The organism is Novosphingobium sp. SG707, assembly GCF_012275515.1.
GTDB lineage: Bacteria > Pseudomonadota > Alphaproteobacteria > Sphingomonadales > Sphingomonadaceae > Novosphingobium.
In genome coordinates this window covers 1-13661 of record NZ_JAAZQL010000015.1, presented here as the reverse complement: position 1 = coordinate 13661, position 13661 = coordinate 1, and the positions used below count along the sequence as shown (strand labels likewise).

Below are 13661 nucleotides of genomic sequence, written 5' to 3'. Positions count from 1 at the left end.
GATTTAAGGGCTTGACGGGCGCCTTTGCCAGCCTGCCAATCGCGTGTGTACGTGAGAGGGATGGCTGAGCATGCGCGATGAAGGCAGGTTGTGGGTAAGCGCGGGCGTGGCCAGCGAATGCGGGCCTCGCGCGGAAAATCAGGACTTTGCCGGAGTTTACCTCGGCACGGAAATCGAGCGCGCGGGGCGCGGAATGGTGGCCGCGCTGGCCGATGGGGTGTCGGGCGGCAAGGGCGGAAGGATCGCGGCGGAACTGGCCGTGGCCAGCCTGCTCGATGGATATTTCACGCAAAGCGACACGATCGGCGTGGCGGCGGCCGTCAACCGGGTGATGGCGCCGTATAACCGCTGGCTCTCCGCGATGGGGCGCAGCGAGACGATGGCACATTGCGCGACCACGTTTACCACATTGGTTCTGCGTGGGCGTCGTGCGCATGTCTGCCATGTGGGCGACAGCCGGGCATGGCTGCTGCGCGATGGACACTTGAGTCAGATCACCAAGGATCACACCCATTCCCATCCCGACCGGCGCCATATCCTCTTGCGCGCGCTGGGGCTGGAGGAGGAGTTGCGGCTGGACCATCACGAGATCGCGCTGGCCGAGCATGACCGTTTGCTGTTGACCAGCGACGGTGTGCATGGCGTTTTGTCGGCGCGAAAAATCGAGAAAATCCTGAGTCAGCGGCAATCCGCCGAGGCGGATGCGCAGGCTCTGGCCACCGCCGCACTGAATGCGGGCGGACAGGATAATGCCAGCGCGCTGGTGCTCGATGTGGTCAGCCTGCCCGCTGTGGGCCATGATGCGATTGCGGGCGATCTGGCCCGCCTGCCCATCCTGCCACCGCCCGAGGCGGGCGAAAGCGTCGATGGGTTTCGGCTGGAAAGCGTGTTGTCCGATGGGCGATACACGCGATTGTTCCGCGCCACCGATACGGCCGATGGTGCCGAAGTGGTTATCAAATTTCCCAAGCCGACCCTGCTGTCCGAAAGCGGCGCCCGCTCGGCCTTCACTCGGGAATTGCTGATCGGCAGCCGGGTGAACAGCCCCTTCGTCGGCGGCGCCATTCCCGTTTCGCTCGAACGCCAGACGCGCCTTTACGGGGTCCAGCCTTTCTATGACGGGCAAACGCTGGAAGAGCGGATGAAAGCCCCCATTGCGCTGGACGAGGCGCTGGGCATTGCCGTCGGCCTGACCCGCGCGGTAGCCGCGCTGCACAGACAGGGCATCATTCACCGCGACATCAAGCCCGAGAATGTCATCCTGCCGCGTGAGGGCGGGTTGAAACTGGTGGACCTTGGCGTGGCGCGCCTGCCTCGCATCGAGGATTTCACCGGCGACGAGATCCCCGGCACGCCCTCCTATCTGGCCCCCGAAATGTTTTCCGGCGAGGCGGGCAGCGAGGAAAGCGATCAATTCGCGCTGGGCGTGACGCTGTGGCGCCTGTTCGCCCGCGTCTGGCCCTATGGCGAGGCCGAAGCCTTCAGCCGCCCGCGTTTCCGCGAAGCCGCCCCGCCCAGCCGCACGCGGCCCGAGTTGCCCGGTTGGCTCGACGCTGTCCTGCTGCGCGCTGTGGCGATCCAGCCTCAGGACCGGTTCGGCGATGTGGTTGAATTGCTGCGCGCGCTGGAAGGCGGCGCGGCGGTCGAGCGCACGCCCCTGCGCAAACCCGCGCTGATCGAGCGACATCCGGTCGCCTTTTGGAAAGGCGTATCCGCGCTGCTCTTTGCGGCGCTGGTTGCGGTGTTGATCTGGAAATAAAAGTCGATTCGACATGGCGCTGCACCTTGCTGAAAAGGGGCGGCGCCATTGCCGACTATGGTGGTGGAAATGATTTTGCAAATAGCCGACCGCGCCTTTGCGGCAGCTGCGAAATAAAAATGCCGGATTCGTCTCGCTTATGCAAGTGCAAATTGAAAATCACGCAAAGCCCCTTGCGTTGCGGCCCGTCCGCCGCCATCGAGAATCCATGCGAATAGCCATCATCGATGAAAGCGCGGTCCGGGCCAGCGTGATGCAGGAAGGTCTTGCCCAGCTTGGCGATTGCGAGATCTTCGTGATCACCGAAAGGCGCGGGCTGGTGCGCCGGATTTCGGAAATTGACGCCGATATCGTCTTGATGGACTTGGGGAATCCCAGCCGCGACGTGCTGGAGGAATATTTCGCCGTCAGCCGCGTTCTGGCCCGCCCGATCGCCATGTTTGTCGATGACTCCGACGAGGAATCCATCGGCGCCAGCATTGATGCCGGGGTCTCGGCCTATGTGGTCGACGGCTTTGCCCCGCACCGCATCCGCTCGATCCTCGATCTGGCCATCCGGCGCTTCCACGCTTTTTCGCGCCTGCAAACAGAACTCTCTGTTGCGCAAAGCAAATTGGCCGAGCGTGAGGCCGTGGACAAGGCCAAGCGCATCCTGATGCAGACGCGCGGACTGGGCGAGCCGGAGGCATACGCCGAATTGCGTAAGACCGCGATGAACCAGGGCAAGCGCATTGCCGAAATCGCCGACGCGGTGGTCACCGCCCATAAATTGATCGGAGGAGCAGCATGACGACCAAATTCTCCATCGGTTTTCTGCCTCTGGTCGATGCGGCGCTGCCCATTCTGGCCCATGTCCATGGCTTTGCCGCCGAGGAAGGGCTCAGCCTCGAACTGGTGAAGGATGTCAGTTGGGCCACGGTGCTGGACCGGCTGCTTTATGGCCATACCGATGCGGCGCATATGGTGGCTCCGCTGGCAATTGCCACGACGCTGGGGCGCGGGCGCCCTGCCCAGCCTTTGTCGGCGCCCTTTGTGCTAGGGCTGAACGGCAATGCGATCACGCTGAAATCCGATCTTGCGCAGCGTGTTGCGCCCGAAGGCGCCTTGGGCGATCCGGTGGCGGTGGGCGCGGCGCTGCGCGAGATTGCGATGGAGCGCAAGGCGGCGGGCCATCCTTTCTGCTTTGGCGTGGTGCATCGCTATTCCAGCCATAATTACATGCTGCGCTACTGGCTGGCCGGTTGCGGCATTCGCCCCGATGAGGATGTGGAGATCACCACCGTGCCCCCGCCCTTCTGCGCCGATGCGCTGGAGGCGGGCGATGTTGACGGCATTTGCGTGGGCGAACCGTGGAACAGCGTGGCGGTGGAACGGGGCGCGGGCACGATCGTGCTGGCCACGGCGCAGGTGTGGCGGCGCGGCGTGGAAAAGGTGCTGGCCATGCGCGAGTCGGTGATGGAATCGCGGCGCGGGGAGGTTGAAGCTCTGATCCGCGCGCTGCATCGCGCCGCGCGGCAATTCGTCGATCCCGAGGCGCTGGTCACCAATGCGGCGATTTTGGCGCGGCCCGAATATCTCAACGCCGATGTCAATCTGATCCAGCGCGCGCTGGGCGACCGGCTGTTGCTGCACAAGGGCGGCGAGCTGATCCATTTCCCCGATTTCATGTTTCAATATCGGGAAGCGGCCAATTTTCCGTGGGTTAGTCAGGCCCAATGGCTCTATTCGCAAATGCTGCGCTGGGATCGCACGCCCTATGATGCGGACGATGAGGCCAAGGTCGCGCGGGTTTTCCGCCCCGATGTTTACCGCAGCGCTCTAACCGGAACGGATGCCCCCCTGCCCGGCGCCTCGTCCAAGGTGGAGGGCAGCCTGCATCAGCCCATGGCGGTGGGGACGCAGCAAGGGCTTATCACGCTGGAAAAGAATGCGTTTTTTGACGGGCGCATCTTTGATCCGCACGATCTGGCCGGTTACCTGGCGCGCGACGCCTACGCCAAATAGCGTAGGCGCGGGCGTCAGGGGGAATAAGCGCTTGCCGAAATTTCCCGCCTCGCCGTAAAACCGGCACGCGTTTCGATAGGCCGAACCCAAAGACGGGATTGGCCAACGGAGGCGAAACGCCAGCAAAAGTTTCGTGGCAATGGCGCCGCCCGGTCTGTTCCCCAAGGAGGGGGAAGCAGGCCGAGGCGGCTTTTTGCGTTTTACGCCCTGCCCCACAGAGCCCGCGCTGGCGCGTGACAAAACAGCCAACAGAACAGCAACCCGCCCGGGCGGGAACGGGAGAGCTTTGCCTTCGAAAAGGCAGATTTTCCATGAGGGGACGAGCCATGATCCGTTATCTGCTGACCGCCGCGCCGGTCGCGTTAATCGCCACGACTGCCGCCACGACTGCTTATGCCGCCGCGCCTGCGCCCAAGTTTGGGGATCCGGTGCCTTTTGCCGATGGCGCGATGAGGTTTGACCCGATTGTCGATGCGCGCCTGCGCTGGGAAGATGTGGATGCCACCACCAAAAGCGCGGACGCTGTCACGCTGCGCGTTCGGGCCGGGGCGGAAATCAAGCACAAGGCTTCGGGCCTCTCGGCGCTGGTTGAGGGTACGGGGACAGTGGCGCTCGACGACCATTACAGCGCCTTCCCCTATGCCAACCCCGCCAGCAGCCAGTATCGCACCGCGCAGGCCGTGATCCCCGATCCGCAGAACGCCGCCTTCAACCGTTTTCAGATCGCCTATCAAAAGCAGGGCATCGGCCTGACCGTCGGCCGCCAGCGGATCAATCTGGACGATCAACGCTTTGTCGGCTCGGTGGCCTGGCGCCAGAACGAGCAGACGTTTGACGCAGTGCGCGGCACCGTCAATGGCGGCCCGATTTTGCTGGACGCCACCTATGCGATCAGCCAGCGTTCGATTTTCGGCAATGATGGCGGCCCGCGCAAAGCCTATAACGGCCACTTCATCTTCCTCAACGGCGGGCTGAGGAACGCGCTGGGGGTGATCAAGGGCTTTGCCTATATCCTTGATTACGACAAAACCGCCTTCTCGAATGCGGCGGCGCGCAGCGCGCTGGATAGCTCGCAGACCTATGGCATTCGCGGCAATACGGCGCCGATCAAACTGGCCAAAAACATCAATTTCGTGCTGACAGGCAGCTATGCCAACCAGCGCAATTACGATCGCAACGCCAAGACCTATAATGCCGACTATTACTTTGGCGAAGCTGCGCTAAATGTCATGAACACCACTTTCACCGGCGGTTATGAAGAGCTGGGCGCGGATCGCGGCGCTGCAGGCGGCACATGGTCATTCCAGACGCCGATGGCCACGCTGCACAAGTTCAACGGCACGGCGGATCTCTTTCTGACCACGCCCGCCAATGGCCTTGCCGACACCTATGTGGGCGTTGCGGGCAAGTTTCCCAAGGTCAAGGCCCTGCCCGGCCTCAACTATGGCGTGACCTATCACTGGTTCGGCAGCGCGGTGAACAGCCTGAAATATGGCGATGAACTGGACGCCCAGATCGGCTTCAAGATCAGCAAGGTCACATGGTTGGTCAAATATGCCGACTATCAGGCCAAGGGCTTTGGCGCGGACACCAAAAAGTTCTGGCTGCAAGCAGAATATTCCTTTTAAATCATATCACTGACCATAATCTTTCGCATCCGCACAAAACCTCTTGCAGATGAAACGCGATGCGGTAAGATACATCCATACATGCATTGGTTCCTCGCCCAGCGTCGGGCGGATTGACCGGAACCATCGCATACCATCCAACATATGCGTGGCAATGAAGCCGCATCGAACCGTCCCAACGGATGGCTTCGTTGCGGCTTTTTTCTGTTTGGCGCGCAAAACCCAGGAGTGCCCGAGGTGAATGCCCCCAACCTTGTGAAAATCCCCGAAGGCGATTTGCGCGAAAGGCTTGTTGTGGTCGGCAACGGCATGGCCGGTTGCCGCGCGGTGGAGGAAATTCTCGCCCGCGATGCAGACCGCTTTGCCATCACGATCTTTGGCGCCGAACCGCGGGTGAACTATAACCGCATCATGCTCTCGCCGGTTCTGGCCGGTGAAAAGCAGTTTGACGACATCGTGATCAACACGGCCGAGTGGTATGTCGAAAACGACATTACGCTGATCTCGGGCGATCCGGTGGTGGCGATTGATCGCGCCGCACAGACGGTCACGAGCGCTTCGGGTCGCATCGAGGCTTATGACCGCCTGTTGATCGCCACGGGCTCTGAACCTTTCATCATCCCGGTGCCGGGCAAGGATCTGTCAGGCGTGGTGTCTTTCCGCGATCTGGATGACGTGGACAAGATGCTGGCCGCGGCGGCCAATGGCGGCCATGCGGTGGTGATCGGCGGGGGCCTGCTCGGGCTGGAGGCGGCCCATGGTCTGTCACTGCGCGGCATGGACGTGACCGTGCTGCACCTGATGCCCACGCTGATGGAGCGTCAGCTCGACGAGGCCGCCGGCTGGTTGCTGAAGAGCGAGCTGGAACGCCGGGGCCAGACGATCCTGACCGGGGCCGATACCGCCGAAATTCTGGGCAAGGACGGCAAGGTCGTCGGCGTCAAGCTGAAGGATGGCCGAGAGATCCCCGCCAGCATCGTGGTGATGGCCGTGGGCATCCGCCCTTCGACCGCGCTGGCGCGTCAGGCTGGGCTCGAAGTCGAACGCGGCATCATGGTCGACGATCACATGGTCACCAGCGATCCGGCCGTGATGGCGGTGGGCGAATGCGTTCAGCATCGCGGGATCTGCTATGGTCTGGTCGCCCCTTTGTGGGAAATGTGCCGTTCGCTGGCCGATGCGGCGGTGGCCGCGCCCACGGGCTATACCGGCTCGGTCACCTCGACCAAGCTCAAGGTTTCGGGGATCGACCTGTTCTCGGCCGGTGATTTTTCGGGCGGGGCCGATTGCGAAGACATCGTCATGCGCGATGCGGCGCGCGGCGTGTACAAGCGCGTGATCGTCAAGGACAACAAGCTGGTCGGCGCGGTGCTTTACGGCGATACCGCCGACGGATCATGGTATTTCGACCTGCTCAAGCGCGAGGAAGATGTTTCCGACATCCGCGAAGCCCTGATCTTCGGTCAGGCCTTTGCCCAGGGCGGAGGCGCCCTCGCGGACCCTAATGCCGCCGTTGCCGCCCTTTCGGACGATGCCGAAGTGTGTGGCTGCAACGGCGTGACCAAGGGAACCGTTGTATCGACCATCAAGGGCGGCGCCTGCAGCCTCGACGCTGTGCGCAGCCAATGCAAGGCCTCGGCCTCCTGCGGCTCGTGCACGGGCCTTGTGGAAAGCCTGCTGAAACTGACGCTGGGCGACGATGTGAAGTCGGGGCCGAAAACGCTCTGCAAGTGCACTACCTTCAGCCATGACGATGTGCGCCGCCTGATCGTGGAAAAAGAGCTGAAGGCCATTCCGCAGGTCATGCAGGAGCTGACGTGGAAAACGCCCGATGGCTGCGCGTCCTGCCGCCCTGCCCTCAACTATTACCTGCTCTGCGCATGGCCGGGCGAGTATGTGGACGATCAGCAGAGCCGCTTCGTCAACGAGCGCATGCATGCCAATATCCAAAAGGACGGCACCTACTCGGTGGTCCCGCGCATGTGGGGCGGTGTTACCACCCCCGACGAATTGCGCGCCATTGCCGACGCCGCCGACAAGTATCAGGCCCGTCTGGTCAAGGTGACCGGCGGCCAGCGCATCGACCTGTTCGGCATCAAGAAGGAAGACCTGCCCGCGATCTGGGGCGATCTGAATGCCGCCGGGATGGTGTCGGGCCATGCCTATGGCAAGTCGCTGCGCACGGTCAAAACCTGCGTCGGTTCGGAATGGTGCCGCTTCGGCACGCAGGACTCGACCGGCCTTGGCATCAAGGCCGAGCAGATGACCTGGGGATCGTGGATGCCCCACAAGTTCAAGATCGCCGTATCGGGCTGCCCGCGCAATTGCGCCGAGGCCACGATCAAGGACTTTGGCGTGATCTGCGTGGACTCGGGCTATGAACTGCATGTCGGCGGCAATGGCGGCATCCATGTCCGCGCCACCGATCTGCTGTCCAAGGTGACGACCGAGCAGGAAGCGCTCGATGTCTGCGCCGCCTTTATCCAGCTTTACCGCGAACAGGCATGGTATCTGGAGCGCACCGCGCCGTGGATCGAACGTGTTGGCCTCGATTACGTGAAGGCGCAATTGTTCGACGATCCCGAGGCGGTCGCCAAGCTGGCCGAGCGTTTCCATTACTCGCAACAGTTCATGCAGGACGACCCATGGGCCCGCCGCGCCGCCGGCGAAGACAGCGAACTCCACCAGCATCTGGCCGAGTTCCGTCCCTTTCCCACCATGCAGATGAAGGAGGCCGCAGAATGATTGGTGACTGGATCGATATCGGGCCTACCACGCAGATCAGCCCCGGCAATGCCCGCACCCTGCCGGTGCAGGGTGGCGAGGAGATCGCCATCTTCCACACGCTGGACAATCAGTTCTACGCGCTGGTCAACAAATGCCCGCACAAGCACGGCCCCCTCAGCCAAGGCATCGTGCATGGCAATGTCGTGACCTGCCCCCTGCACAGCTGGAACATCAGCCTGAAAACCGGCGAGGCGCTGGGCGATGACAAGGGCTGCGTGCCCACCATCCCCATCCGCGAGGACGCCGGGCGGCTGTATCTCAAGCGCGACGCGCTGGTTTCGGCCAAAGCTCCGGAGGCCATGGCATGAACAAGGCGGCGATCCGCACCACTTGCGCCTATTGCGGCGTTGGCTGTGGCATCGCCGCTCAGGTGGCGGCCGCCCCCCTGCAGGCAGGAGTGCCGGGGGAGCGCGCCGTCACCATCCAGGGCGACGGTCAGCACCCCGCCAATCACGGCCGCCTCTGCTCCAAGGGCACACATCTGGGTGAGACGGTAGCGCTGGACGGGCGCCTGCTCGCACCCATGATCGGCGATCAGACGGTCGGCTGGGACGCTGCGCTGGATGAAGTGGCCGACCGGATGCGCGAGACGATCGAGGCCCATGGCCCCGATGCGGTCGCCTTCTATGTCTCGGGCCAATTGCTGACCGAAGACTATTACGTGGCGAACAAGCTGATGAAAGGCTTTATCGGCAGCGCCAATATCGACACCAATTCGCGCCTCTGCATGGCCAGCGCCGTTGCCGCCCACAATCGCGCCTTTGGCGAAGACATTGTGCCCGGCAGCTACAGCGACCTTGAAGAGGCCGATCTGATCCTGCTGGTGGGCAGCAACACCGCATGGTGCCACCCGGTGATCTGGCAGCGGATGGAAGCGGCCCGCGCCGCGCGCGGCACCAAGATCGTCGTGATCGACCCGCGCCGCACCGAAACCGCCGAGCAGGCCGACCTGCATGTGGCGCTGGCCCCAGATGGCGATGTGGCTTTGTTCAACGCGCTGCTGGCCGAGATGCATGCGCGCGGACTGACCGATGATGCGGGGCTGAATGTGCCGCTTGGTTTCTGGGCGGGCCTGCCCTGCGATCCTGGCGTTCCGGCCGAACAATTCGCCGCTCTGGCCGATCTGGTCGCTGCCCATCCGCGTATGGTCACGCTGTTCTCGATGGGGGCCAACCAGTCCTCCAGCGGCACCGACAAGGGCAATGCGATCACCAATCTGCACCTTGCCATGGGCCGCATCAACCAGCCCGGCGCCGCACCTTTCAGCATGACCGGCCAGCCCAATGCAATGGGCGGCCGCGAGGTGGGCGGGCTGGCCAATATGCTGGCCTGCCATCTGGGTTTTTCCGACGCGGAATTGCGCGATGTGGCCGGTTTCTGGAACACCGCCAACATCTGCTCCGGCCCCGGCAAGAAGGCGGTGGACATGTTCCGCGCCATTCATGACGGGTCGATCAAGTTCCTCTGGGTGATGGCCACCAACCCGGCGGCCTCCATGCCCGACGCCGGTTTCGTGCGCGAGGCGCTGGAGCGCTGCCCCACGGTGGTGGTGTCCGAGGCGATTGCCGATACCGACACAGGCCGCTTTGCCCATATCCGCCTGCCCGCTCATGCTTGGGGCGAAAAGGACGGCACCGTCACCAATTCCGAACGCCGCATCAGCCGCCAGCGCACCCTTTTCCCCGCCCCCGGCGAGGCCAAGGCCGACTGGTGGATCATGGGGCAAGTGGCGGCGCGCATGGGCTGGGGCGATGCCTTTGCCTATGATCGCCCGGCGCAAATCTGGCGCGAATATGCCGCGATGACGGAACTGGCGGTGCGTTATGGTCGGCGGCTGGATCTGCGCGATCATGCCCAGATTTCCGATGCCGGTTATGATACGATGATGCCCTTTCAATGGGGCGGCGATTATCCGCTGGCCGATGGCTACAGCACGAGCGATGGCCGTGCGCGGCTGATTTCGGTGCGCCCGCCCGCAATGGCGGCGATTGATCCGGCCTATCCGCTGCGCCTCAACACCGGGCGCTATCGCGACCAGTGGCACACGATGACCCGCACCGGCTATGCCCCCACGCTGGCCCAGCACCGGCGCGAGGCTCTGCTCGAAATCCACCCCGATGACGCGATGCTCTATGGGCTGGACGATGGCGGTTTGGCCCGAGTGGCCACGGCCAATGGCGCCTCGGTGTTCCGCGTTGGGATCAGCGATGGCCAGCGACGCGGCGACATATTCGTGCCGATGCACTGGACCGATGTGATGGCGGGCGGCGCGCGCGCCAATCTCCTGCCCGCCCAGCGTGTGGACCCGGTTTCGGGCCAGCCCGCCTTCAAGAACACGCCCGCAAGAGTGGAACCGGTGGCCCCCGAATGGCGCGGATTTCTTCTGCTCAAGGAACCGGCGGCGCCTGAAGGGCTTTTGTTCTGGAGCCGGTCGCGGGTCAAGGGTGGCTGGCTTTATGAACTGGCCGGGATGGGCTCGGTCGAGGTGGTTGGCCTGTTGCCCGCCGGTGAAAGGCTGGAGGTGGCCGACCATGTGCGCGGTATGCGGCGCATCGCGGTGCGCGGCGATGATGGCGCTCTTGCCGGGGCCTTGTTCGTGACGCGCGATGGCACCTTGCCCGCCCGTGCATGGATTGCCGAGCAATTGGGCGCGGATGGCGAGGCCACCGAATGGCTGGCCGCGCGGCCCAGCACCCCGGCCCCTGATCGCGGCGCGATTGTTTGCGTCTGTCACGGGGTGGGCGAAAAGGATATTGAGGAAGCCATCTGCGCGGGTGCGTGCAGCGTGGCGGCTATTGGCGAAGAAACGCGTGCGGGCACGAATTGCGGCTCTTGCCGCCCTGCCTTGGCGCGCATGTTGGCAAAGATGATGGAGGCGGCGGAATGAGCCACGATTTTCCCGCAGGTATGGTCTGGCTGGTGGGCGCAGGCCCCGGCGATCCGGAATTGCTGACGCGCAAGGCCGAAAGGCTGATCCGCGCCGCCGATGTGGTGTTCTATGATGCGCTGGTGGGCGAAGGCGTGCTGGCGCTGGTCCGTCCGGGCACACGGATGGTCAGCGTGGGCAAGCGTTCGGGCCGCCACAGCAAGGCGCAGGGTTCGATCAACGATCTGTTGCTGGAGGCCGCATTGGCGGGCCAGCGCGTGGTGCGCCTGAAGGGCGGCGACCCTTCGGTCTTTGGCCGCAGCGCCGAGGAGATCGAGCATCTGGCAAAGGGCGGCGTGGTGGCCAAGGTCTGCCCCGGCATCACCACGGCCAGCGCGGCGGCGGCCAGCGCGGGCGCCTCGCTGACGCTGCGCGGATCGGCGCGGGGCATCACCTATGTCACGGCCCATCTGCGCGCAGGCGAACCATTGAAGCTGGATTGGGCGACGCTGGCAAGCGAGAGCCAGACCGTTGGCGTCTATATGGGCCGCGCGGCGGCGGGCGAGATCGCGCGTGGGCTGATCGCGGCGGGGCGCGATCCGGAAACTCCGGTGATGGTGGCGGTCAATGTCTCGCGCCCCGATGAACGCCTGATCCGGGGCAAGCTCTCGACGCTGGCTTTCCTGGTCGCCACGATCAGCGATGATGACCCAACCCTTCTGCTGATTGGCGAGGCGGTGCGGGCGCCCGATTTCACTCCGGCGGCGATGGAGTACTTTCACATTATTGCCAATTGAGCCCGACGCGTCGATGGTTGCGGACGGAGCGAATCCGATACGCAACTCTTGATGGCGGGGTGTGCCATGAAAACCATCGGTCTTTGTCTTGGTCTGTTGATTGCCGCGCCCGCTATGGCGCAAGGCATGGGGGGTGATCGTGCCGATCTGGCCCAGCGCCTTTCGCAGGCCGATGCCGATGGCAATGGCCAGGTGACGCGGGCTGAATTCCTCGCCTATCGCGCCGGGCAATTCGCGCGGTTTGACCGCAATGGCGACGGGTTTGTGTCGGGCGATGATGTGCCGCGCCTGCTGGCCGGCCATTTCGCGCCCCGGTTGCAGGCAATGCTCCAGCAATTCGACGCCAACCATGATGGACGGATCAGCCGCGAGGAATTCGTCAACGGACCGGCGCGCAGCTTTGATGTGGCCGATGCCAATCATGACAATGTCATCACCGCCGCCGAGATGAAGGCTCTGAACGACAAAGGCAAAGCCGCGCGCGGGGGATAAGCGCATGGTTGCCGCGGGGCGATGATATGCGCTACCAAGGATCATGACCCGTTCCCGCAGCCAGCGTAATGCGCCCACGATTGCCGATGTCGCCCGCCATGCCGGTGTTTCGCCGATGACGGTTTCGCGCGTTATCAATGGTGAAGCGGCGGTGCGCCCGGCCACGCGCGAAAAGGTGGAGGCCTCGATTGCGGCGCTGGATTACGCGCCATCGGCCGCCGCGCGGCAATTGGCCGGGGGCGAGGATACGCGCATTGCCCTTGTTTATTCAAACCCTTCCTCGGCCTATCTCTCCGAATTTCTGATGGGCAGCCTCGACCGCGCCAGCAGCCTCAATGTGCAATTGATGGTCGAAAAATTCGGCGAAGAGGCCAGCGTGTCCGAGATGGTCGCCCATTTGCGGCGCGGACGGATCAGCGGGATCATCCTGCCCCCGCCTCTGTGTGAATCCGAGGCAATGCTGACGGCCTTGGCCGCAGAGAGCATTCCGGTGGTGGCGGTGGCGCCGGGAGTCCCGCGCGAGGATGTCGCCTCGGTGTGCATCGACGATTTCGCGGCGGGGCGCGCCATGACCAGCCACCTGATCGCGCGCGGCCATCGCCGGATCGGTTTTATCAAGGGCAACCCTGACCAAAGCGCCAGCGAGCGCCGCTATCAGGGCTATCTCGCCGCTCTGGCCGAGGCCGGATTGGCCCCCGACCCGGCCATCATAGCCCAAGGCTATTTCACCTATCGCTCCGGGCTGGAGGCCGCCGCCGCGATCCTGGCCGCGCCCCAGCCGCCTAGCGCGATCTTTGCCAGCAATGACGATATGGCCGCCGCGACGGTCGCCATGGCCCATGCGAAGCGGCTGGATGTGCCGGGCGATCTGTCGGTCTGCGGTTTTGACGATACGCCGCTGGCCACGACGATCTGGCCCGAATTGACCACCATCCACCAACCGATCAGCGATATGGCGCGAGCGGCGGTGGAGATGCTTGCCCGCATGGTGCGCAGCAAGAAACTGGCTCCGGCCCATGAATGGCTGGATTTCACGCTGATCCTGCGGCAATCCGATGCCGAGGTGGTCAAAGGCTGAGAGCGCTCCTGATCGTGCCCGCATCCTGATCGGTCGGGCGCCACGGCCCGGCCATCGCCCCCTTCGGCGCGAAGAGTCCGGGGACGGGATCGTCGCCCTTTGCCACTTCGCTCAATTCGGCAGCCCTTGGGTCATCGAGTGGGCCGTTTTGGCCGCGCAGGTGTTTGATCCAGGCGGCGATGGCCGAGAGGATCGCGGGGCAGGATCGGCCCTGCGCCTGATTGGCGGCCAGCGTGGCGAGCCAGCGCTG

At 63.9% G+C, this 13661-nt stretch carries 10 protein-coding genes and 1 pseudogene; 10 read left to right on the top strand and 1 reads right to left on the bottom strand.

Annotated elements, in window-relative coordinates:
- The first annotated feature begins 70 nt into the window (after nucleotides 1-70).
- The 10 genes from FHW92_RS23895 (at nucleotide 71) to FHW92_RS23850 (ending at nucleotide 13411) form a co-directional block, all read left to right on the top strand.
- Nucleotides 71-1759 carry a bifunctional protein-serine/threonine kinase/phosphatase gene (locus tag FHW92_RS23895; protein ID WP_168605804.1) on the top strand — a complete coding sequence of 563 codons (1689 nt, stop codon included), beginning with the start codon at nucleotides 71-73 and terminating at the stop codon, nucleotides 1757-1759.
- A gap of 208 nt (nucleotides 1760-1967) precedes the next feature.
- On the top strand, nucleotides 1968-2549 hold the full coding sequence (locus tag FHW92_RS23890; RefSeq protein ID WP_168605803.1) for an ANTAR domain-containing protein: 582 nt from the start codon (nucleotides 1968-1970) through the stop codon (nucleotides 2547-2549).
- Nucleotides 2546-3763, top strand: coding sequence for a CmpA/NrtA family ABC transporter substrate-binding protein (locus FHW92_RS23885; RefSeq protein WP_168605802.1), 1218 nt, complete (start codon nucleotides 2546-2548; stop codon nucleotides 3761-3763). Before FHW92_RS23890 ends, FHW92_RS23885 begins: the two co-directional genes overlap by 4 nt.
- 326 nt (nucleotides 3764-4089) lie before the next feature.
- Entirely contained in the window at nucleotides 4090-5391 is a 1302-nt protein-coding gene (locus FHW92_RS23880) for an alginate export family protein (protein WP_168605801.1), read from the top strand.
- A 237-nt stretch (nucleotides 5392-5628) separates the two neighbouring features.
- Nucleotides 5629-8136, top strand: coding sequence for a nitrite reductase large subunit NirB (gene nirB / locus FHW92_RS23875; protein ID WP_349237746.1), 2508 nt, complete (start codon nucleotides 5629-5631; stop codon nucleotides 8134-8136).
- A complete protein-coding gene (gene nirD / locus FHW92_RS23870; protein ID WP_168605799.1) occupies nucleotides 8133-8486 on the top strand; it encodes a nitrite reductase small subunit NirD in 354 nt (117 codons plus the stop codon). Before nirB ends, nirD begins: the two co-directional genes overlap by 4 nt.
- On the top strand, nucleotides 8483-11065 hold the full coding sequence (locus tag FHW92_RS23865) for a molybdopterin-dependent oxidoreductase (protein WP_168605798.1): 2583 nt from the start codon (nucleotides 8483-8485) through the stop codon (nucleotides 11063-11065). Before nirD ends, FHW92_RS23865 begins: the two co-directional genes overlap by 4 nt.
- Nucleotides 11062-11841, top strand: coding sequence for a uroporphyrinogen-III C-methyltransferase (cobA, locus tag FHW92_RS23860; RefSeq protein WP_168605797.1), 780 nt, complete (start codon nucleotides 11062-11064; stop codon nucleotides 11839-11841). Before FHW92_RS23865 ends, cobA begins: the two co-directional genes overlap by 4 nt.
- 66 nt (nucleotides 11842-11907) lie before the next feature.
- Complete coding sequence (locus FHW92_RS23855; RefSeq protein ID WP_246870403.1) at nucleotides 11908-12333, top strand: EF-hand domain-containing protein; 426 nt, start codon at nucleotides 11908-11910, stop codon at nucleotides 12331-12333.
- 43 nt (nucleotides 12334-12376) lie between these two features.
- Nucleotides 12377-13411: a LacI family DNA-binding transcriptional regulator gene (locus FHW92_RS23850; RefSeq protein ID WP_168605796.1), complete on the top strand. Its 1035-nt coding sequence runs from the start codon at nucleotides 12377-12379 to the stop codon at nucleotides 13409-13411.
- Here the strand turns inward: FHW92_RS23850 and FHW92_RS23845 are convergent.
- A pseudogene (locus FHW92_RS23845) lies at nucleotides 13401-13661 on the bottom strand (mannitol dehydrogenase family protein); the annotation flags it as partial. The gene FHW92_RS23850 and the pseudogene FHW92_RS23845 sit on opposite strands and share 11 nt — an antisense overlap.